This is a genomic window from Acidovorax sp. 93 (assembly GCF_003633835.1).
GTDB lineage: Bacteria > Pseudomonadota > Gammaproteobacteria > Burkholderiales > Burkholderiaceae_C > Acidovorax > Acidovorax facilis.
The window spans coordinates 1784916-1803370 of record NZ_RBIT01000001.1 but is presented as its reverse complement, the minus strand read 5'-3'; the positions used below and the strand labels follow the sequence as shown (position 1 = coordinate 1803370).

Annotated in this window: 21 protein-coding genes; 14 read left to right on the top strand and 7 right to left on the bottom strand. The window is 65.2% G+C overall.

Going from position 1 to position 18455, the window contains the following annotated elements; translation table 11 throughout:
- The first annotated feature begins 101 nt into the window (after positions 1-101).
- The 4 genes from C8C93_RS08205 (at position 102) to C8C93_RS08190 (ending at position 2923) form a co-directional block, all read left to right on the top strand.
- Positions 102-803, top strand: a complete 702-nt coding sequence (locus tag C8C93_RS08205) for a pirin family protein (protein WP_121506527.1) — start codon at positions 102-104, stop codon at positions 801-803.
- A 47-nt stretch (positions 804-850) separates the two neighbouring features.
- Complete coding sequence (locus C8C93_RS08200) at positions 851-1264, top strand: DoxX family protein (RefSeq protein WP_055398108.1); 414 nt, start codon at positions 851-853, stop codon at positions 1262-1264.
- Between the two features lie 110 nt (positions 1265-1374).
- Positions 1375-1929, top strand: a complete 555-nt coding sequence (locus tag C8C93_RS08195; RefSeq protein ID WP_055398109.1) for a flavodoxin family protein — start codon at positions 1375-1377, stop codon at positions 1927-1929.
- Between the two features lie 109 nt (positions 1930-2038).
- On the top strand, positions 2039-2923 hold the full coding sequence (locus C8C93_RS08190) for a pirin family protein (protein ID WP_121506526.1): 885 nt from the start codon (positions 2039-2041) through the stop codon (positions 2921-2923).
- A gap of 81 nt (positions 2924-3004) precedes the next feature.
- Here the strand turns inward: C8C93_RS08190 and C8C93_RS08185 are convergent, their stop codons facing one another.
- The 4 genes from C8C93_RS08185 to C8C93_RS08170 all read right to left on the bottom strand — a co-directional run bounded on the left by C8C93_RS08185 (position 3005) and on the right by C8C93_RS08170 (position 7340).
- Complete coding sequence (locus tag C8C93_RS08185; RefSeq protein WP_121422718.1) at positions 3005-3772, bottom strand: sulfurtransferase; 768 nt, start codon at positions 3770-3772, stop codon at positions 3005-3007.
- Positions 3773-3891: 119 nt separating this feature from the next.
- Positions 3892-4746, bottom strand: coding sequence for a MinD/ParA family protein (locus C8C93_RS08180; protein ID WP_121506525.1), 855 nt, complete (start codon positions 4744-4746; stop codon positions 3892-3894).
- Between the two features lie 10 nt (positions 4747-4756).
- Positions 4757-5530, bottom strand: a complete 774-nt coding sequence (locus C8C93_RS08175) for a GGDEF domain-containing protein (protein ID WP_055398112.1) — start codon at positions 5528-5530, stop codon at positions 4757-4759.
- A 118-nt stretch (positions 5531-5648) separates the two neighbouring features.
- Positions 5649-7340, bottom strand: a complete 1692-nt coding sequence (locus tag C8C93_RS08170; protein ID WP_121506524.1) for a SulP family inorganic anion transporter — start codon at positions 7338-7340, stop codon at positions 5649-5651.
- Between the two features lie 142 nt (positions 7341-7482).
- Between C8C93_RS08170 and C8C93_RS08165 the strand changes: the two genes are divergently transcribed.
- The 4 genes from C8C93_RS08165 (at position 7483) to C8C93_RS08150 (ending at position 10496) form a co-directional block, all read left to right on the top strand.
- The gene (locus tag C8C93_RS08165; protein ID WP_055398114.1) at positions 7483-7974 is read left to right on the top strand and encodes a BON domain-containing protein; all 492 of its coding nucleotides are present in this window, start codon (positions 7483-7485) and stop codon (positions 7972-7974) included.
- A gap of 86 nt (positions 7975-8060) precedes the next feature.
- Complete coding sequence (locus C8C93_RS08160) at positions 8061-9299, top strand: PLP-dependent transferase (RefSeq protein ID WP_121506523.1); 1239 nt, start codon at positions 8061-8063, stop codon at positions 9297-9299.
- A gap of 109 nt (positions 9300-9408) precedes the next feature.
- Complete coding sequence (locus C8C93_RS08155) at positions 9409-10257, top strand: DUF2189 domain-containing protein (protein WP_233559267.1); 849 nt, start codon at positions 9409-9411, stop codon at positions 10255-10257.
- Positions 10258-10304: 47 nt separating this feature from the next.
- Positions 10305-10496 carry a hypothetical protein gene (locus tag C8C93_RS08150; RefSeq protein ID WP_121506522.1) on the top strand — a complete coding sequence of 64 codons (192 nt, stop codon included), beginning with the start codon at positions 10305-10307 and terminating at the stop codon, positions 10494-10496.
- 4 nt (positions 10497-10500) lie between these two features.
- Here C8C93_RS08150 and C8C93_RS08145 read toward each other — a convergent pair whose 3' ends face one another.
- Positions 10501-11181 carry an arylesterase gene (locus C8C93_RS08145; RefSeq protein WP_121506521.1) on the bottom strand — a complete coding sequence of 227 codons (681 nt, stop codon included), beginning with the start codon at positions 11179-11181 and terminating at the stop codon, positions 10501-10503.
- Positions 11182-11196: 15 nt separating this feature from the next.
- On the opposite strand from C8C93_RS08145, the gene C8C93_RS08140 reads away from it, so the two are divergent.
- From C8C93_RS08140 to C8C93_RS08125, 4 genes are all read left to right on the top strand, one after another.
- On the top strand, positions 11197-11910 hold the full coding sequence (locus C8C93_RS08140; RefSeq protein ID WP_121506520.1) for an ABC transporter ATP-binding protein: 714 nt from the start codon (positions 11197-11199) through the stop codon (positions 11908-11910).
- Positions 11911-12052: 142 nt separating this feature from the next.
- Positions 12053-12799 (top strand): 23S rRNA (guanosine(2251)-2'-O)-methyltransferase RlmB, encoded by a 747-nt coding sequence (gene rlmB / locus C8C93_RS08135; RefSeq protein WP_055398120.1) that lies wholly within the window; start codon positions 12053-12055, stop codon positions 12797-12799.
- Between the two features lie 16 nt (positions 12800-12815).
- Positions 12816-13556, top strand: coding sequence for an NAD-dependent deacylase (locus tag C8C93_RS08130; RefSeq protein ID WP_121506519.1), 741 nt, complete (start codon positions 12816-12818; stop codon positions 13554-13556).
- Positions 13557-13696: 140 nt separating this feature from the next.
- Positions 13697-14863, top strand: a complete 1167-nt coding sequence (locus tag C8C93_RS08125) for an ABC transporter substrate-binding protein (protein ID WP_121506518.1) — start codon at positions 13697-13699, stop codon at positions 14861-14863.
- Between the two features lie 86 nt (positions 14864-14949).
- On the opposite strand, the gene C8C93_RS08120 is transcribed toward C8C93_RS08125, so the two are convergent.
- Positions 14950-16707: a hybrid sensor histidine kinase/response regulator gene (locus C8C93_RS08120; protein ID WP_121420007.1), complete on the bottom strand. Its 1758-nt coding sequence runs from the start codon at positions 16705-16707 to the stop codon at positions 14950-14952.
- The gene (locus C8C93_RS08115; protein WP_158603255.1) at positions 16694-17344 is read right to left on the bottom strand and encodes a response regulator transcription factor; all 651 of its coding nucleotides are present in this window, start codon (positions 17342-17344) and stop codon (positions 16694-16696) included. Before C8C93_RS08115 ends, C8C93_RS08120 begins: the two co-directional genes overlap by 14 nt.
- A 194-nt stretch (positions 17345-17538) precedes the next feature.
- Here C8C93_RS08115 and C8C93_RS08110 point away from each other — a divergent pair, with 194 nt between their 5' ends.
- Positions 17539-17907 (top strand): hypothetical protein, encoded by a 369-nt coding sequence (locus C8C93_RS08110; protein ID WP_121506516.1) that lies wholly within the window; start codon positions 17539-17541, stop codon positions 17905-17907.
- Between the two features lie 38 nt (positions 17908-17945).
- Positions 17946-18437 carry a hypothetical protein gene (locus C8C93_RS08105; RefSeq protein ID WP_121506515.1) on the top strand — a complete coding sequence of 164 codons (492 nt, stop codon included), beginning with the start codon at positions 17946-17948 and terminating at the stop codon, positions 18435-18437.
- Positions 18438-18455: the final 18 nt, after the last annotated feature.

Sequence of the window (18455 nt, the reverse complement as noted above, 5' to 3'; positions counted from 1 at the left end):
GGTGCCATGTTAATTCAGATTATTTGAACATTGCCATCAATTCATCTGCCCCTGCAGGGCGCACTGCAGTCCTACAGTCGAGTCTTGAAAGGAGCACTCACATGCTGACTGTTCGTAAATCGCAAGACCGGGGCCACGCCGACCATGGCTGGCTCAATTCCTTCCACAGCTTCTCGTTTGCCGGGTACTACGACCCTGCCCACATGGGCTTTGGCAACCTGCGGGTCATCAACGAAGACCGCATCGCACCGGGCACCGGGTTTGGCACCCATGGCCACCGCGACATGGAAATCATCAGCTATGTGCTGTCGGGCGAACTGGCCCACAAGGACAGCATGGGCAACATCAAGGGCATCCCGCCCGGCGACGTGCAGCGCATGAGCGCAGGCACCGGTGTGCAGCACAGCGAGTTCAACCACGCTGCAGGCCAGACCACGCACTTCCTGCAGATCTGGATCGAGCCCAATGTGCGTGGCATCCCGCCGAGCTACGAGCAAAAGACCTTTGCCGAGGCTGAAAAGCGCGGCGCCCTGCGCCTGGTGGCATCGCCCGACGGCGCCCAGGGCTCGGTCAAGATCCATGCCGATGCGGCCCTGTACGCAGGCTTGCTGGATGGCGCTGAATCCGCCACGCTGGCGCTGAACCCCGCCCGCAAGACCTATGTGCACCTGGTGCGCGGTGCACTCAGCGCCAATGGGCAAGCCCTGTCGGGCGGCGATGCGCTGCTGATGGAAAAGGAAACCACCTTGTCGTTGACCGATGGCCACGACGCCGAGGTGCTGGTGTTTGATCTGGCCGCCTGACATTCGACGTTCATTCTTCAACCCACTTTCACCCGGAGTTCTTCACCATGTTCACATCCCTGCAAAACCCCCTGGCTCTCGCATCGCGCCTGTTGCTGGCCGCCCTGTTTCTGCCTGCGGGCATCAGCAAACTCACCGGCTTTGCTGGCACTGTCGGTTACATCACGTCGGTAGGCCTGCCCATGCCCACCGTGGCCGCCGCCGTGGCCGCTGCGGTCGAGGTGCTGGGCAGCCTGGCGCTGATCTTCGGCTTTGGCACGCGTCTGGCAGCGCTCGCGCTGGCATTCTTCACGCTGGTGGCCAGCTTCTTCTTTCATGCGTTCTGGGACCTGCCCGCTGACAAGCAAATGATGCAGCAGCTAATGTTCTTCAAGAACGTGGGCGTGACCGGCGGCCTGCTGGCACTGGCAGCGTTTGGCGCAGGCGGCTGGAGCCTGGATGCGCGCCAGTCGGGCCGCTGAGCGATCCCCTCAAAAGGCCTGCTGACCGCAGGGCTGTGGTTTCCAGCATTCAATCCGTTCTTCCGCCGTTCTCGCTTTCCTTGTCCCCTCGTTTCAACAGGAGTTTTCTCATGGCACACATCGCAGTTGTTTACCACTCGGGTTACGGTCACACACAGCGCCTGGCGCAGGCCGTGGCAGAGGGCGCTGGCGCCCAGTTGATCGCCATCGATGCCGAGGGCAATCTGCCCGAAGGCGGCTGGGAAACGCTGGCCGCTGCCAGCGCCATCATCTTTGGCTCGCCCACTTACATGGCCGGCCCCAGCTGGCAGTTCAAGAAGTTTGCCGACGCCTCGTCCAAGCCCTGGTTCAGCCAGGCCTGGAAGGACAAGCTGTTCGCAGGCTTTACCAACAGCGCCAGCACCAATGGCGACAAGCAGATCACGCTGGACTACATGTTCCACCTGGCCATGCAGCACGGCGGCCTGTGGGTGGGCAACGGCATGATGCCCGCCAACTCCAAGGCCGCCACGCGCAACGATGTGAACTGGATCGGCTCGTTCAGTGGCGCCATGGCGCAGTCGCCATCGGACGCCTCGGCCGCCGAGATGTTCCCTGGCGACCTGGAAACCGGCAAGCAGTTTGGCCAGCGTGTGGCAGAGATGGCTGCCAAGCTGGGCAGCTGAACCGCTGAAGCTGGTAGGCTGGCGGCGTTGTTGTCCTGCCCTCAAGGAGCCCCCCCATGAATCACCTTTTTGACCTTGTCTCTACCGTTGAAGCGATGGGGGTGCTGTCATGAACGCTCCTCTGCGTCTGTCGGGCCAAGCCAAGGACCTGGGTGGTGGCTTCACGGTACGGCGCCTGCTGCCCGCCGTGCAGCGCCAGGCGGTGGGACCCTTCCTGTTTTTTGACCACTTCGGGCCGGTGACGGTGGAGCCCGATGCGGGCCACGATGTGCGGCCTCACCCCCACATCGGCCTGGCCACCGTGACCTACCTGTTCTCCGGCGCCATCATGCACCGCGACAGCCTGGGCTATGTGCAGCAGATTGAGCCCGGTGCCATCAACTGGATGACGGCGGGGCGCGGCATCGTGCATTCCGAGCGCCGCCCGGAGAGTCTCGCAAACCAGGCCTACGTGAACCATGGCATTCAGCTGTGGGCTGCTTTGCCGATGGTCCATGAAGAGGCCGATCCTTCGTTTGTGCACACGCCTGCCGCTGCCATTCCGCAGGTGCAGGTGGGAGATGCCACCGTGCGGGTGCTGATTGGGGAAGCCTTTGGGCAGACCTCTCCTGTTGCCACCTATTCCCGCACGCTGTACCTCGATGTGCAGTTGCCTGCGGGCGCCACACTGGAGATCCCCGCGCTCGTCCCGGAGATGGCGGTCTACACCGTGGACGCACCGGTCCAGCTCAACGGGGACACCGTGGCCCCACAGCTTCTGGCAGTGGTGGAACCAGGGCGGGCCACACACCTTGCTGCGGGTGACAGCGCCGTGCGCCTGATGGTGATTGGTGGCGATGCACTGGATGCGCCGCGCCACATGTGGTGGAACTTTGTCTCCAGCCGCAAGGACCGCATCGTGCAGGCTGCCGCTGACTGGGATGCCCAGGCCATGGGGCAGGTGCCGGGGGAGGTGGAGTGGATTCCGCTGCCAGAGCGCCGCTTCAAGGCCTGACTTGGCCAAATTGTTGGCTTTGAATGCCTGAAATTTCAAGCAAAATTGGCATCTAGCGCTTGATGGATGAGCGCTATAAGCTCACTTATTGATAGCGTTTTCGCTGTCGGTGGGTAAGGGGTCGGTAGACAGGTCTGCCGCCAGCACCCTGCGTTCATCGAACACAAAACAGCCGCCGTGGTAGTGCGCGCCATCGGTCAGTTCAAAGTATTTGAGGATGCCGCCTTCGAGCTGGTAGACATGCGAGAGGCCTTCTTCGCGCATCAGGATCGCGGCCTTCTCGCACCGGATGCCTCCGGTGCAGAAGCTCACCACGGTCTTGTCCTGCAGCTCGGTCTTGTGCGCGCGCAGGGCTGGCGGGAATTCGGTGAACTTGTCGATGCGCCAGTCGATGGCGTTGTCGAAGGTGCCAGCGTCCACCTCGAAGGCGTTGCGGGTGTCCAGCGTGACCACTTCGCGCCCCTCATCGTCATGGCCCTGCGCCAGCCAGCGTCGCAGGGTGGCCGGGTCCACCGAGGGCGCGCGGCCCTGGGCGGGGCGGATGGTGGGGTGGTCCATACGGATGATCTCGCGCTTGACCTTGACCAGCATCTTGCGAAACGGCACCGTGGCCGACCAGCTTTCCTTGGGCTCCAGATCGGCAAAACGGGCATCGGTGCGCAGCGCATCGACAAACCCGCGCACGGCCTCGGCCGCGCCCGCCAGAAAGAAGTTGATGCCTTCCTCGGCCAGAAGGATGGTGCCCTTGAGTCCCGCCGCCGTGGCGCGCGCATGCAGCAGCTCGCGAAGGGCCGCCGCATCGGGCAAAGGCACGAACTTGTAGCAGGAGATGTTCAGGACGGTGTCGATGGGGTTCACGGCAAATCAAATGAGCGCAGCGAGGGGCACGCTTTCACTTCGGTCAAGGCAACTCGCTGAGGCCAGCGGGGGCACCGCGCTGCTGCCGGGCTGTGGCGCCTGCGAGCGTCTCAGGCGGCCGGGGTCAGCAGCGTGGTTTCGATCTTGTTGGCCAATTGGGCAATCGCCAGGGCCGCAGGGCAGCCCGGGGTTTGCAGCAGCAACAACTGGCGGCGCATGACCGCGTCGCGTACCGAGGGATCGGCCGGGATGTCGCCCATGTGGATCAAGCGCATCGGGCGACCGGATTCAGTGGTGACAAAGCGGTCCAGCACCTGCTGCAGCTGGCTGGTGATGGCGCGGCCGTCGCCTGGACGCGCGGCCTGGTTGATGACCATGCGCACATGCTGGCGCTTTTGCTGCATGGCCAGCACCTTGATGGCGGCGTAGGCGTCGGTCAGCGAGGTGGGTTCGGGCGTGGCCACGATGAGCACCTCGGACGCCAGCGAAATGGAAAACAGCACCACGTCGGAAATGCCGGCGCCGGTGTCCAGCAGCACCACGTCGTACTGGGGCGTGAGTGCCTGGATCACGCTCAGGAATTGATTGCGCACCTCGGGCGTGAGGCGCGAATACTCGACCATGCCCGAGCCTGCCAGCAGCACGTTGAAGCCACCCGGGGCCTGGATCACGGCCTCTTCGAGCGTGGCCTTGCCGGTGAAGACGTCGTGCAGGGTGATCTTGGGGTGCAGGTTTAGCACCACGTCCAGGTTGGCCAGGCCCAGGTCGGCGTCGAGCACCAGCACGCGCTGGCCACGGCGGGTGAGGGCCGCAGCCAGGTTGGCCGACACAAAGGTCTTGCCAACCCCGCCTTTGCCGCTGGTGATGGCAATGATGCGGGCACCCGTTGCAGAGTGCGAGGGTGAGGCGGCGCCAGCAGGAGCCGCTGGCGATGTGGGTGGGGGAGGGGACAGCGCGTCGCTCATCTTCTAACTTTCAGTAGGCGCTGCCTGTTGGGTTGGGGTCCACCGGAGGCAGGTCGCCCCAACCCGAGGGGGTGTAGAGCGGGCCAAACAACAGGCTTTTCTCTTCGGCACTGACAGTGCTGTCGGGTTGCTCCTCAATGCTGACGCGGTTGCGGCCTGCCGCCTTGGCCTGATAGAGCTGGTGGTCGGCACGGTCGGTCCACAGCAAGGTGGTGGAGCGGATCCACTGCAGGGCAAAGGCGCCGCCAATGCTCACCGTGACATGGAGCTCCACCGAGCCCGAGACCTTGATGGGCGTGTTGGCAACGGCACGCCGGATACGTTCGGCCACCACGCTGCCAAAGCCGGCCTGGCATGCGGGGAGCACCACGGCGAACTCCTCGCCACCGTAGCGCGCCAGCGTGTCCATGGGGCGCACGCAGGCACTGAGCGTGCGCGCCACCGACTGCAGCACGATGTCGCCAGCCAGATGGCCATGCGTGTCGTTGACTTTCTTGAAATGGTCAATGTCGAGCATCAGCAGCAATGCTGCCTCTCCCGAGCGGGTGACGCGGTCGATTTCGCGCTCCAGCACGGCGCGGAAGTGCCGACGGTTGGCCAGACCGGTGAGCGGGTCTTTGAGGGAGAGTTCACACAGTCCGTCGATCAGGCCCTGCAGGTAGCGCGAGGGCACCTCGCGGTGCAACGCTGCTTCGCTGCCGCCAGCCTGAGCCACCAGCGCGTGGGCAGTATCCAGGCGAAGGTCGCGCAGATCTACCAGATGAGAGGCCGCAGAGTCAGACACAAATGGAGCAAAAAGAGTTTGTGCAGTGTACCAGTGCGCCAGCGGGAAGGGCCTCCGCCCCAGGTCTAGGTGAAACCCGCAGCGGTACTGGGAAAAGGGGGGGTGGAAGGCTCCTGCATCACACCCGTTCCACCGGCTGCGGAAGCTGCTGCAGCGCCACCAGTGCTTCGGCGTCGGTGCGGTACATCGCGAGGCCCGTTCCGGGCTCCAGCAAACCGGCCTGGCGCAGAACCTGCTCTACGGGAAGCTTGAGGCCGCTGAGGTGCAATGTGCCCCCCCGTGATTGCAGCAGGGCCAACAGCTGCGCGAAGGTTTCTACGCCCGTCACGTCGATCCGGTTGATGGGCTGGGCCATCAGGCACAGGTGCACCACATCGGGGTGGGTAGCCAGGTGCTCGGTAACGCGCCGCTCCAGGGCGCTGGCCGAGGCAAAGTCCAGCTCGGCATCCATGCGCAGCGCCAGCAGCCGGGGAGCCAGAGCGGGCAGGTGCCACAGGTGCCGGTCGCGCAGGCTGCCATCCGGGTGAAGGCCCACTTCAATGATGCGGGGGTGCAGCCGCTGGTACAGAAAGTGGCTCAGGTTCATCAGCAAACCCACCAGCACGCCCCAATACATGCGCGGGGCCGTGGCCAGCGTCAGTGCGAAGGTGATGCCGCCGATCACGGCCTCTACCCTTGACACCCGCCACAGGCGCAGCAGCATGCCGGGCTTGATGAGGCTGGTCACGGCGGTTACCACCACGGCAGCCAGTACCGACTGCGGCACGTGGTAAAGCGCCGGCGTGAGCCACAGCAGCACCACGAGTACCAGGGCAATGGCGAACAGCGTGGCCCAGCCGCTTTTGGCGCCCGCATAGAGGTTGATGGCCGAGCGCGAGAACGAGGCACTGGTCGCAAAGCTGCCAAACAGTCCGCTGCTGATTTTGGCCAGGCCCTGGCCGATGAGGTCCTGGTTCTCATTCCAGCGCTCACCGGACCGCTGGCTTTCTACCTTGGCGCTGGACGCCGTCTCCAGAAAACTCACCAGCGTGACGACCAGCACCGGCATCACCAGCGCAGAAAAGCTGGACCATGGCAGCGCACCGGGCCAGTACGGGGCCGGCAGGCCCGAGGGCAACGCGCCCACCACGGCTCCGCCAGCGTCGGCATAGTGCAGGGCCCAGCTCAGGGCGCCGGCCGCGCCCACCACCACAATGGCTGCAGGAAAATTCGGCCGCCAGCGGCGGGCCAGTATCAGCAGCGCCAGACTGCCCAGGCCAAACGCCGCCGCCGTGAGGTCAAACAGCCCGGTCGAAGGCGTTGACAGCAGGGCACCCCAGTCTGACCGCAACCCGGTGAGTGCGGCCAGCTGCGAGCCCAAAATCAGTAGCGCCGCTGCCTGGGTAAACCCGCTCAATACGGGGGACGTCACAAGATTGAGCAGCCAGCCAAACCGCGCCATCCCCATGACCAGCTGCAGCAGGCCCGACAGCAAAGCGATCCACGCTGCCATGGCCACCCATTGCGCGCTGCCCGGCTCGGCCAGGCCTGTGAGTGACGCGCCGATCAGCAGGCTGGTAAGCGCTGTCGGCCCCACGCCGAGCCGCGTCGATGCGCTGAACAACACCGCCACCAGTGCAGGAATCAGCGAGGCATAGATACCCGTCACCAGCGGCATGCCCGCCAGCGCTGCGTAGGCGACCCCCTGCGGCACCAGCATCAGGCCCACCGTCATGCCCGCCCAGAACTCGCCTTTGATCAGGGTGCGGTCTGGCCGGGGCCAGGACAAAAAGGGGAACCAACGGGTGAGTGACGCAGCGGAAAAAGCCATGGGTACATTGTCGCGCCTCGGCATCGGGCCACGTTTGCGCAATTTGCGGCATCGTCCTACAGGTGCCTAGGCTGCATCCGACCTAGTGCGCAGCTGCCTGCGTTTACAGTCTCGCCATGTTTCAACCGCAAGGAGTTTCCGCATGAACAATCTGAAGATTTCCCAGCGTCCTGCACACCGTATTGCAACCATCCTGGCCGTGAGCGCCCTGGCCTTGGGTCTGTCTGCCTGCGGCAAGAAGGAAGAGCCGACTGTGGGCCAGCGCCTGGATTCCGCTGTCGAAAAGACCGAGCAGGCCGCTGCCGAAGCCCGCGCCAAGGCCGAAAGCGCCATGGAGAACGCTCAGACGAAGGTCGAGCAGGGTGCTGCAAATGCAGAATCTTCGGCCAAGGATGCCGCCAACAAGGGCATGGTTTTTCTGAGTGACGCAGAAATCACCGCACAGATCAGCGCCAGCCTTGCCAAGGACCCCGACCTGAGCGCAGTGAAGATTGATGTCGATACAGCCAATGGCCGTGTGACGCTGAAAGGCCCCGCACCCTCCGCCGTGGCCCGTGAGCGCGCCGAAGGCATTGCCAAGGCCGTGAATGGCGTTAGTTCTGTGAACAATCAGCTGGTGGTCAGCGCGAGCTAAGCGCGCGGGCTGGCATCAGCCCCGGCGCCGCTACCAGCGCTTCACACCACGCGCCGCCCGGGTTCACGCCCTGGCGGCGCGCTACCATGGTCGGCATGAAAGAGCACGACACCGACCTCGCCACCCGCATCGTCCACCATGACTACGTTCCTCCTGCTGGTTTCGTAGCGCCCCAGCCGGGGGTGTACAAGGCCTCCACCGTCATCTTTCCCAACGTCGCGGCCATGCGCTCGCGCGAATGGAAGGACAAAAGCGGCTACACCTATGGGCTGCACGGCACGCCCACCACCTTCATCCTGGAAGAGCGCCTGTGTGCGCTGGAGGGTGGCCTGCAGTGCGTGCTGGTGCCCAGCGGCTTGGCTGCCATTGCCAACGTAGCCTTGGCCCTGCTTCAGCCCGGCGACGAAGTGCTGATCCCGGACAACGCATACGGCCCTGGCAAAGACCTTGCCAATGGTGAACTGGCGCGTTTTGGCATCACCCATGGGTTTTACGATCCGCTCGACCCAGCCGATCTGGCCGCCCGCATCACCCCTGCAACCCGGCTGGTGTGGCTGGAGGCTCCGGGCTCGGTCAGCATGGAGTTTCCGGACCTGTGCGAGCAGGTGCGCATCTGCCGCGCACACAGCGTGACCACCGCGCTGGACAACACCTGGGGCGCGGGTCTCGCGTTTGCTCCGTTTGACCTGACCGGCGACGGCAGCCTGGGCGTGGATATTTCGGCCCACGCGCTCACCAAGTACCCCAGTGGCGGTGGTGATGTGCTGATGGGCAGCGTCATGACGCGGGACCCGGGCCTGCACATGAAGATCAAGCTCACCCACATGCGGCTGGGCTTGGGGGTGGGGGCCAACGACGCAGAGGCTGTGCTGCGCGCACTGCCCAGCATCGGCCTGCGCTACCGCGCCCATGACGAAGCGGCCCGCACTCTGGCGCGGTGGCTGCAGCAGCAGCCCGCCATCGTGCAGGTGCTGCACCCCGCGCTGGAAGGCGCGCCCGGCCACACACATTGGAAGGCACTGTGTGGCGCCGGGCAGGGCGGGGCGGGGCTGGCAGCGGGCCTGTTCAGCGTGATGATTGATGCCCGCTACACCCAGAAGCAGGTGGATGCGTTCTGCGACGGCCTGCGGCTGTTCAAGCTGGGCTACAGCTGGGGCGGCCCCATGAGCCTGGTGGTGCCCTACAACATCGCGAGCATGCGCAGCCGCCCGCCCGCGCACTTGAAGCCGGGCACGCTGGTGCGGTTTTCGATCGGGCTGGAGGCGGTGGAAGACCTGCGGCGCGATCTGCAGCAGGCCCTGGAGCACGCCTTCCCGGCAGGCTGAGACCTGCTTTTTTGCGCGGGGTGGTAGTTTCCTCAGTGGCGCACCGCCGAGGGCTGGCTTAGTGTGAGTGTTCGCGGGTGTCCCGCTGCCACTTCCACGAACTGCCCGAATGACCGCCACCCCATCGGATTCCTCCAACCCCCTCCCTGCGTCTGCCGATCCGGCCCAGCAACCGGCGCCAGACACCTCGGTGGCCCAGCCCGTGAGCCTGCAGCGCCTGGGGTTGGCGGACCCGTTCCGTTGGCTGGCCAAGGGCTTGCAGGATGTGCGCGCGGCTCCCGGCATTGCCCTGTTTTATGGCGTTTGCTTCTGGTGCATGGCGCTGGTGCTGGGCTGGGTGTTCCGCACCCGGCCTGAATACACCATGTCCCTGGCGAGTGGCTGCCTGCTGGTAGGCCCCTTCTTGGCGATGGGACTGTACGACACCAGCCGTCGGCGCGAGGCGGGGCTCAAGCCCGAGCTGAGCGAATCGCTCACCTGCTGGGACAGCCACATGGGCAGCATGGGCATGCTGGTGCTGGTGCTTGTAGTGCTGGAGCTGCTGTGGGGGCGTGCATCGTTGGTGGTGTTTGCCGTGTTCTTCAACACCGGCATGCCGTCCACCACGGGCGTGCTGCAGGCGGTCTTCAGCCCGCAGAACTGGAGCTTTGTGGCGGTGTACCTCGTGGTGGGCGGCGTATTTGCAGCGCTGGTGTTCTCCACCTCCGTGGTGTCCATTCCCATGATTCTGGACCGAGACACCGATGCGCTTACGGCCGGTATCACCAGCATGCGCGTGGTGCTGGAGAATCCCCTGGTCATGCTGCTCTGGGGCGCACTTATCACCACCATCGTGGTGTTTTCCCTCTGGTTCTGGGGCATCGGGCTGCTGGTGGCCGGGCCGGTTCTGGGCTTTGCAAGCTGGCATGCGTACCGCGCATCGGTCATACCGCTCCAACGCCCCCCAGCGGGGGCTTGAAAAACCCATGCTGTTACAGTGAGTCTCAACTTCAGGAAGCAATTACCTTGGCAACACCCAACTACGGATACGAAAAACGCCAGCGCGAACTCGCCAAAAAGAAAAAAAAGGAAGAGAAGCTGAGGTCCAAAACACAGCGCAGGCCGGACGATCCGCAAGGCGACGACCGGCCCGCTGACGGCCAGCCCAGCGGCGATGCTGCGGCCCCGGACCAGCCCACAGGCGCTCCCGGCGCCTGAGCCCTCAGCGCAAGAGTTTTTTCAGTTCCGGCCACACATTGGCCAGCATCTGCGGATGCGCCTCGGCGCGAGGGTGGATGCGGTCAGGCTGGAACAGGCGGGTCGGATCGGGCCCGTCGGCCACCCCCTTCAGGAAGAAGGGCACCACGGCCACCTTCTGGGCCTTGGCCACTGTGGTGAACAGGCCCGCGAACTTGTTGGCGTAGTCGGTGCCATAGTTGGGTGGCACCTGCATGCCCACCAGCAGCACCTTGGCTCCGGCCTTTTGCGCCACCTGCGTCATAACCGTCAGATTCTCTTCCGTGTTCTTGAGCGGCAATCCCCGCAGGGCATCGTTGCCGCCCAGTTCAATCACCACATGGCTGGGCTTGTGCTGCGCCAGCAGCGCCGCCAGGCGCGAACGGCCGCCCGCAGTAGTCTCCCCACTCACGCTGGCGTTGACCACCGTAGCGGCCAGCTTTTCCTGGGTCAGCTGTTTTTCGAGCAAGGCCACCCAACCCGTGCCGCGTGCCAGGCCATATTCGGCGCTCAGAGAGTCTCCCAGCACCAGGATCACGGGCTGGCGAATCGGCGCGGCCGCTGTCTTGGACGTTGCCTGGGCCATGGCGCAGGGCGCCGAAAGCCCCACCAGAAGCCCGATAGAGGCGCGCAGGATAAAGTGGCGCCGTTGCTGATATCGAATCAAAGTAAAGAGCCTTTCATGTCCGAATCCTCTCCATTGCCCAAGACAGCTGCTGCCACACCCATCATTGCCGTGGAGCATGTCTTCAAATCGGTCACGGATTCCACCGGAACCCTCGACATTCTGCGGGATATCGATTTCCGCCTGGCCGCCAGGGAAACCGCCGCCATCGTGGGCGCGTCGGGCTCAGGCAAGAGCACCTTGCTGTCCATCATCGCGGGGCTGGACACCCCCAGCCGTGGCACGGTGCGGCTCGATGGCCACGACCTCTTTGCCATCGACGAGGATGAGCGCGCTGCGCTGCGGGCCCAGAAGGTGGGTTTTGTGTTCCAGAGCTTTCAGCTCATGGGCAACCTCACCGCGCTGGAGAACGTGATGCTGCCGCTGGAGCTGGCCAACCGCCCTGACGTTCGCAAAAATGCCCGCAAGGTCGCCGCCGACATGCTGGCCCGCGTGGGGCTGGGCCAGCGCCTCTCTCACTACCCCAAGGTGCTCTCGGGTGGCGAACAGCAGCGCGTGGCGCTGGCGCGGGCGTTTGTGGTGCAACCTGCCGTGCTGCTGGCCGATGAGCCTACGGGCAGCCTCGACTTTGCCACCGGCGAAACCATCATGAAGCTCATGTTCGACCTGAACCGCGAGCAGGGCACCACGCTGGTGTTGGTCACCCATGACCGCGCCATCGCCGAGCAGTGCGAGCGGCGTATCACCATCGAAGCCGGGCGGGTCGTGTAAGCGCTATTTGCCGCGCTGAGAGGGAGGCGGAAACCAGGTTTTTGAGTTTTTTTGGCCTCTAGCGCTTATTCATAAAGCGCTAGCAGCTATCAAATTGATAGTTTTCCAAAGCCGGTGCCCTGCGCCAGCAGATAATCCCCCCATGTCCAGCCCCAAAGTTCTCTTCGGCTTTCACGCCGTGGGCGTGCGTCTGAAGACCGCGCCGAAATCCATCATCGAGATTTACTACGAGGCCACGCGGCGCGATGCCCGTATGCGCCAGTTTCTCGACCGCGCCCGCGAGGCCGGTGCCCGCCTGATCGAAGCCGACAGCGTGCGCATCGCCAAGCTGGCTGGCAGCCATGGCCACCAGGGGGTGGCTGCGCGGGTAGAGCCCGTGAAGGTTGCCACCTCGTTGGATGAACTGCTGGAAGACCTGGAAGCCGCCGGCATTGAGCAGCCCCTGCTGCTCGTGCTGGACGGCGTGACCGACCCGCACAACCTGGGCGCCTGCCTGCGAGTGGCCGATGGAGCGGGCGCGCATGCCGTCATCGCCCCCAAGGACCACGCCGTGGGCATCAACGCCACCGTGGCCAAGGTGGCCAGCGGCGCAGCCGAAACCATGCCGTACTTCATGGTGACCAACCTCGCGCGCACCTTGAATGAGCTCAAGGAGCGCAACATCTGGTGCATCGGTACCAGCGACGACGCGCCCAAGACCATCTACCAGGTCGACCTGAAAGGCCCCGTGGCCCTGGTGCTGGGCGCCGAAGGCGACGGTATGCGCCAGCTCACGCGCAAGACCTGCGACGAGCTGGTCAGCATCCCGATGAAGGGCGCTGTGGAGAGCCTGAACGTATCGGTCGCCAGCGGCGTGTGCCTGTACGAGGCGCTGCGCCAGCGGTCTTGATGCAGCCCTGTAGGTGATGGAGGGTGCTTCGCTCGACGCCGTAAAAGCATGGGTGCAGCAGACGCGCCACATCGCCGTGCTGACCGGTGCAGGCATCAGCGCCGAATCCGGTGTGCCCACCTTCCGCGATGCCCAGACCGGTTATTGGGCGCAGTTCCGGCCTGAGGACATGGCCACGGAAGCCGGGTTTCGTGCCCTCCCGCAGCGCGTGTGGGACTGGTACCAGTACCGGCGTGACTTGCTCACCGGCGTGGCGCCCAACGCGGGGCATCAGGCGCTGGCAGTGTTTGCGCAGCAATACCCGGATCGGCTCACGCTCATCACCCAGAACGTGGACGGTCTGCACCAGCGCGCGGGCAGCGTCGGCGTGTTGTGCCTGCATGGGGACATCTTTGAAAACCGCTGGCTGGATGCGCCGCGCAACTGCTGCCACATCGATCACGCCGTGGCGGGCCATCCCCCGTACTGCGACCGCTGCGGCAACCTGCTGCGGCCCGGTGTGGTCTGGTTTGGCGAAGCCCTGCCTTTTGCCACCCTGGAGGCCGCACAACATGCGGCCCACACATGCGATCTGATGTTGGTCGTCGGCACGGCCGGGGCGGTGTACCCGGCGGCCGGTCTTGCGCACCAGGCGCGCGCTGCGGGTGCGCGGGTGGTGGTGGTCAATCCCGCACCGAGCGAGCTGGATGGCACCGCGCATGGCGTACTGCACGGCACGGCCGCCGAAGTTTTGCCGCAGCTGTTTGGCGCGGGCTAGCAATACCACGCCAGAACCCGTGGGCGATCTCGTCGGTGGCCAAGGTGCAACGGGGCGGCCGGGCTGTCGCAAAGCCGACACGTTAAATCGGCTCCTGCCTGTAGCCTCGCCCACCTTTGCACTATTTCGGGCGTATCAACATGAGCCGTAGACACTTTCTTTTGCGCGCCACCCAGGCCGTTGCTGCCACTGGCCTGCCTGCATGGGCCCACACGGCCCAGGCCGCCGAAGAAGCACTGACCGGTCGCACCATCAACCTGGGTTGCTCCATCGCCTTGACCGGCCCCTTGGGCCAGGCGGGCATCGAGCAGGTGGCCGGCATGAAGGCCGCGTTTGCGGAGGTGAATGCCGCTGGCGGTGTGTTTGGCCGCGAGATCCGTATGGAACCCAAGGACGACGGCTATGTGGCCGCTCGCACGCTGAAGAACGTGACCGAGATGGTGGATTCACAGTCGATCTTTGCGCTGATCTCTCCCCTTGGCACGGCCAACACTGCGGCCATCCTCCCGCTGATCGAATCCAAAGGCATCCCCACTGTGGGGCCTGTGACGGGCGCCACCTCACTGCGCAGCGCTGAAGCCCGCCATGTTTTCTTTTTGCGCCCTACATACCGTGAAGAAACCCAACGCCTGGTCAAGCAGGTAGTGGACATGGGCCTCAAACGCATTGCCGTGGTGTACCTGGACAACCCGTTTGGTAAAGAGGTGCTCAAGGACATGGCCAAGGCGCTGGACGACATCAAAGTCGAACGCGCCGGTGAATTTGCGCTGGCCGTCGATGGCAAGAACGGAGCCGAGCTGGCCGACAAGGTGGCCGCTGAGCGCCCGGGCGCCGTGCTGCTGGCCACCACGGGCACGGCCAACACCGCGTTTGTGCATGCCTTCCGTGCCAAGGCGCAGGGCGTGCCGCTGGCGGGCCTGTCGGTCACGGTGATCTCGTCCGAACTGCCCAAGCTCGCCGCCTCCACACGGGGACTGGCGCTGGTGCAGGTGTTTCCGGACGCGAATTCACAAAAATCGGTGGTGGTGCGCAAGTTCCAGAGCACCATGAAGGCCACCGGCGCCAACCCCGCCTTCATCAACAGCGGCAGCGCGCTTGAAGGCTGGCTCAACGGCCAGATCATGATCGAGGGCCTCAAAAATGCGGGCAAGGACCTCACACGCGACCGCCTGCGCGCGGGCCTGGCCAGCATCCGCGCGCTGTCGTTTGGCGACTTCAACGTAGGCTTTGGCAACAAGGCGCCCTACATTGGCTCCGACGCCATCTACTTGGCGGTGTATGCGGAGAACGGGCGTCGGTTGAGCTGAAAATACGCAAAATTGATAGCTGCTTGCGCTTATGCAGAAAGCGCTAGAGGCCAAAAAGGCTGAAATTTTCCAGCCCATGTCTTCGCTCAGGGCAGCTTGCTTTCGCGCAGATACCGCGCCAGCAGTGTGCGCAGGCGCAAGGGGCGCAAGGGCTTGCGTAGCACGGGAAACTCCTTGCCCGCCGAGCGCAGCAGCTGCACGTCCTCGCCCGTCAGGATGGCTGCCAGCTTCAGCCCGTGCTGGCACGCGCGGGCCTCGCGCAGTACGGCCAGGCCGTCGCGCGTGCCGGGCAGGCGCCAGTCGCTCAGCACCACGTCAAACGCATCACTGGCCTGCGTGAGTGCGGCGCAGGCTGCATCGCCGTCGCTGGCGGCCTGCACGGTGAGGCCCCAGCCGGTCAGCAGTTGCACCAGCGCATCGCGCACCAGGGCGTTGTCTTCCACGACCAGCACGCGGCCTTGCAGCGGCGCGGTGGCGGCAGCCGGAGGCTCTGGCGTGGTGCTTTCGCTACCACGCGAGGCTGGCGGCAGGCGCAGGGCAAAGACCGAGCCGCGCCCAGGTTGCGAACGCAGCTCCACCGGGTGCCCCAGCAAGTCTGCAATGCGCCGCACCGTGGGCAGGCCCAGGCCGTGGCCCTTGTCGGGGTCGCGGGCGGGGTTGTTCAGCTGCACGAACTCTTCAAAGATGGATTCGTGCGCCTCGGCGGCAATGCCGATGCCGGTGTCGGCCACGAACAGGCACAAGCTTTGCTCGGAGCGGCGCACGCCCATCAGCACGCCGCCGCGTTCGGTGTAGCGGATGGCGTTGGTCAGCAGGTTGGCGAGCACCCGTTCGAGCAGCGCCGGATCGCTGACGGCCCAGGCGGACGTTGGGTGCACGCGCATCTGCAGCCCCTTGTGGCGGGCGGCGGCCTCGTAGGTGCCTGCCAGGCGCTCCAGCAAGGGCTGCACGGCAAAGGGGCGGGGCTGGGGCGTGACCTGGCCGCTGTCCAGGCGCGTGAGGTCGAGCACCACTCCCAGCAGCCGATCGAGAGCGGACAGGCATTCGTCCAGCCGCGCTAGGGTGGCCGGATCGCTGCGCCCCTCTTGGCCACCTTGCAGCACGCTCATGTAGAGGTTCATGGCTTGCAGCGGCTGGCGCAAATCGTGGCTGGCTGCGGCGAAGAAGCGGGACTTGGCGGCGTTGGCCTCGCGCAGCGCCAGGGCTTGGCTTTGCAGTTCGTCCACCAAGGCGCTGTTTTCATGGCGCAGCGCAATCATGCGTTGTAGCGTGCGCGCATGCTGCCTGCCGTAGTACAGCAGGTAAGCCAGCAGCAACAGCATGCCCGCACCAAGAAAGCGCGTGCTGCCATCGGCCTCTAGCAGCGCCCGCACTGCAAACGGCGTGATCAGTGTGGGCAGAAAAATCCACATGACCCTGGGGTGGTGTGCATGTGCGCCGATGCTGCCCGCTGCCGTACCGCCCAGCACCAGCGCCCAGTAAAACGGCACCAGGCTGCTGTTGGCATGGAAGAAGAGCACGGACGATGCGCCCCAGTACGCAGCAAGGATGAAGGCATCGACTTCGACCCGGCGCGCCCTGCGCGCAGGGCTCAAGGGGGTAGGCTGCGGCTGGCGCACGGCGGCCCGCCAAAGAGGCCTCCACAGATGCACCAGTACCAGCCCTGCCAGCCATGCGGCGAGCACCTGCGTTGGATACCAGCCGTGCATGGCCAGGGCCAGCAGCGATGCGGCCACGATGTTCGATACCACCGAGCCGCGCAGCGCCCGCGACAGCGAGCCGATGCTGTCGGCAAAGACGCGATCCGGTGGTGCGGCGGCCCTGTCTTCTTCAGGTCGCTTCACGTACCACCGCCTGCGCCATCATCACTGCCTGCACCCGATTGGCAGCGCCCATCTTGGTGAAGATGGCGTTCAGGTGGTTCTTCACCGTGCCGGGCGATATGCCCATGGCGCGGGCGATCTCCTTGTTGCTGCCGCCCGAGGCCAGCATGTGCAGCACATCGATCTGCCGCGCCGTCAGGCCGTAGGGGCCGGTGGGCTGCTCCGCATCAGGTGGCTGCGCGGCGACGGCGAACGAGGGCTCGCCCTCGGCCAATTGGCGCAGTTGCGCCAGCAGGGCGGGCACTTCCAGCGTTTTGGGCAGGTAGGCCACCAGCCCAGCGTCCTGCGTGCGGCGTGCCAGCGTTGGGTCGTCCACGCCAGACATCAGGCCCACACCCATGCCGGGGTGCTGCGCCATCAGCAGCGCGGCGCAGCGCAGGCCGTCCATGCCGGGCAGGCGGTAGTCCAGCAGCACCAGATCGAACCCTTCGCTCTCCCCCTCGCCATGGCCCGCCAGCAGGTCGATGGCCTCGGCGGGCGAGCCCACGGCCTGCACGCGCAGCCCCGGCGCCTGGTGGCGCAGCGCGGCGGCCAGCCCGTCGCGGAACAGGGGGTGGTCGTCCACTAGCAGAAGGGCAAAGCCGTTGAGCGGGTCCAAGGCGGGGTCTCCATTTTTCGTGAAGTTTTTCACGTTGCAGAGGATAGCGTGCAGCCCAGGCCCTCTGCATGGGCCGAATGGCATATGGCCGCGCGCGTTTTGCGTGGGCACCATCCCGCCCCATGCGTGAAAGGAAAAGCACGAAACCAGCTTGCGCCGCTCTTCACGTCCCATCCACCCACCAGGAGAAAAGTGTGACCTCTTACAACACCCTCACCACCAGCGGTGCGGCACTGCTTGTCATGATGGCTCTGGCTGGCTGCGGCGACAAGACCGCAGAGCCCACCCAGACGGCCCAACAGGCCGCCGAAAAAGTCACCGGCAAGAAGAAAGTCAAGCTGAAGGGCAACACGCCCCTGGATGCCGCAGCCTATTCCGTCACCTCTGTGATGTCTGGCAAGTTCAAGGACTACCACATCACCGGCAACACCGTCCGGCTCGTCGTAAAGGACGGTGCAGCCCTGTCCGGCAGCGAATGCACCATCATCAACGCGGCCACGAAGGCGGATCACCCCAACGCCACCTTTGTCATCGACAGCGGCAGCGCAACCGTCACCTGCTGACCAGGATGCCATCCCGCCGCCTTCGTGAAAGCAAAGCCATGCTAGTGCACCGCACCCGCCTGCTGCTAGTCGCCGCCTGCCTGCCCCTGGCCGCGCTGGCGGAGCACGGCCAGTCTGCCGCCGAGCGCGCGCAGGAAACCCCGCCCGGCCCCTGGCAGGGCAACTGGCGTGTGACACGCGACGACCCACGCATCCGAACCCGCGCCGGGGCCGAGCTGGCGCGGCTGCACATCATCCAGCAGCAGGGCAGCCGCGTGCTGCAGTTGCAATGGGTGGCAGGGCGCGCCATGTGCGAAGACCCGGCGGGCGAACCCTGCGAATGGGCGGGCGCGGCGGGCGAATCGGCCCACGCCCGCGAGCTGAAGGGCGGTGGCCTCGCCGCGCCGCTGGCGGTGAGCGCCGACACCGACGACCCCTTCACCCTGCGCTTTGCGCGCCACCCCGCGACGGGCCAGGCGGCAGAGGGCACGCTGACCAGCGCGCGCGGCGACATCCGATGGCGCGTGCGTATCGAGCGCGACAGTCAATGAACACCACTACCGAAAGAG

Coding starts and splice junctions, on each gene's coding strand:
- C8C93_RS08205 (WP_121506527.1), top strand. CDS start 102: ATGCTGACTGTTCGTAAATCGCAAGACCGGGGCCACGCCGACCATGGC.
- C8C93_RS08200 (WP_055398108.1), top strand. CDS start 851: ATGTTCACATCCCTGCAAAACCCCCTGGCTCTCGCATCGCGCCTGTTG.
- C8C93_RS08195 (WP_055398109.1), top strand. CDS start 1,375: ATGGCACACATCGCAGTTGTTTACCACTCGGGTTACGGTCACACACAG.
- C8C93_RS08190 (WP_121506526.1), top strand. CDS start 2,039: ATGAACGCTCCTCTGCGTCTGTCGGGCCAAGCCAAGGACCTGGGTGGT.
- C8C93_RS08180 (WP_121506525.1), bottom strand. CDS start 4,746: ATGAGCGACGCGCTGTCCCCTCCCCCACCCACATCGCCAGCGGCTCCT.
- C8C93_RS08170 (WP_121506524.1), bottom strand. CDS start 7,340: ATGGCTTTTTCCGCTGCGTCACTCACCCGTTGGTTCCCCTTTTTGTCC.
- C8C93_RS08165 (WP_055398114.1), top strand. CDS start 7,483: ATGAACAATCTGAAGATTTCCCAGCGTCCTGCACACCGTATTGCAACC.
- C8C93_RS08160 (WP_121506523.1), top strand. CDS start 8,061: ATGGTCGGCATGAAAGAGCACGACACCGACCTCGCCACCCGCATCGTC.
- C8C93_RS08155 (WP_233559267.1), top strand. CDS start 9,409: ATGACCGCCACCCCATCGGATTCCTCCAACCCCCTCCCTGCGTCTGCC.
- C8C93_RS08140 (WP_121506520.1), top strand. CDS start 11,197: ATGTCCGAATCCTCTCCATTGCCCAAGACAGCTGCTGCCACACCCATC.
- rlmB (WP_055398120.1), top strand. CDS start 12,053: ATGTCCAGCCCCAAAGTTCTCTTCGGCTTTCACGCCGTGGGCGTGCGT.
- C8C93_RS08130 (WP_121506519.1), top strand. CDS start 12,816: ATGGAGGGTGCTTCGCTCGACGCCGTAAAAGCATGGGTGCAGCAGACG.
- C8C93_RS08125 (WP_121506518.1), top strand. CDS start 13,697: ATGAGCCGTAGACACTTTCTTTTGCGCGCCACCCAGGCCGTTGCTGCC.
- C8C93_RS08105 (WP_121506515.1), top strand. CDS start 17,946: ATGCTAGTGCACCGCACCCGCCTGCTGCTAGTCGCCGCCTGCCTGCCC.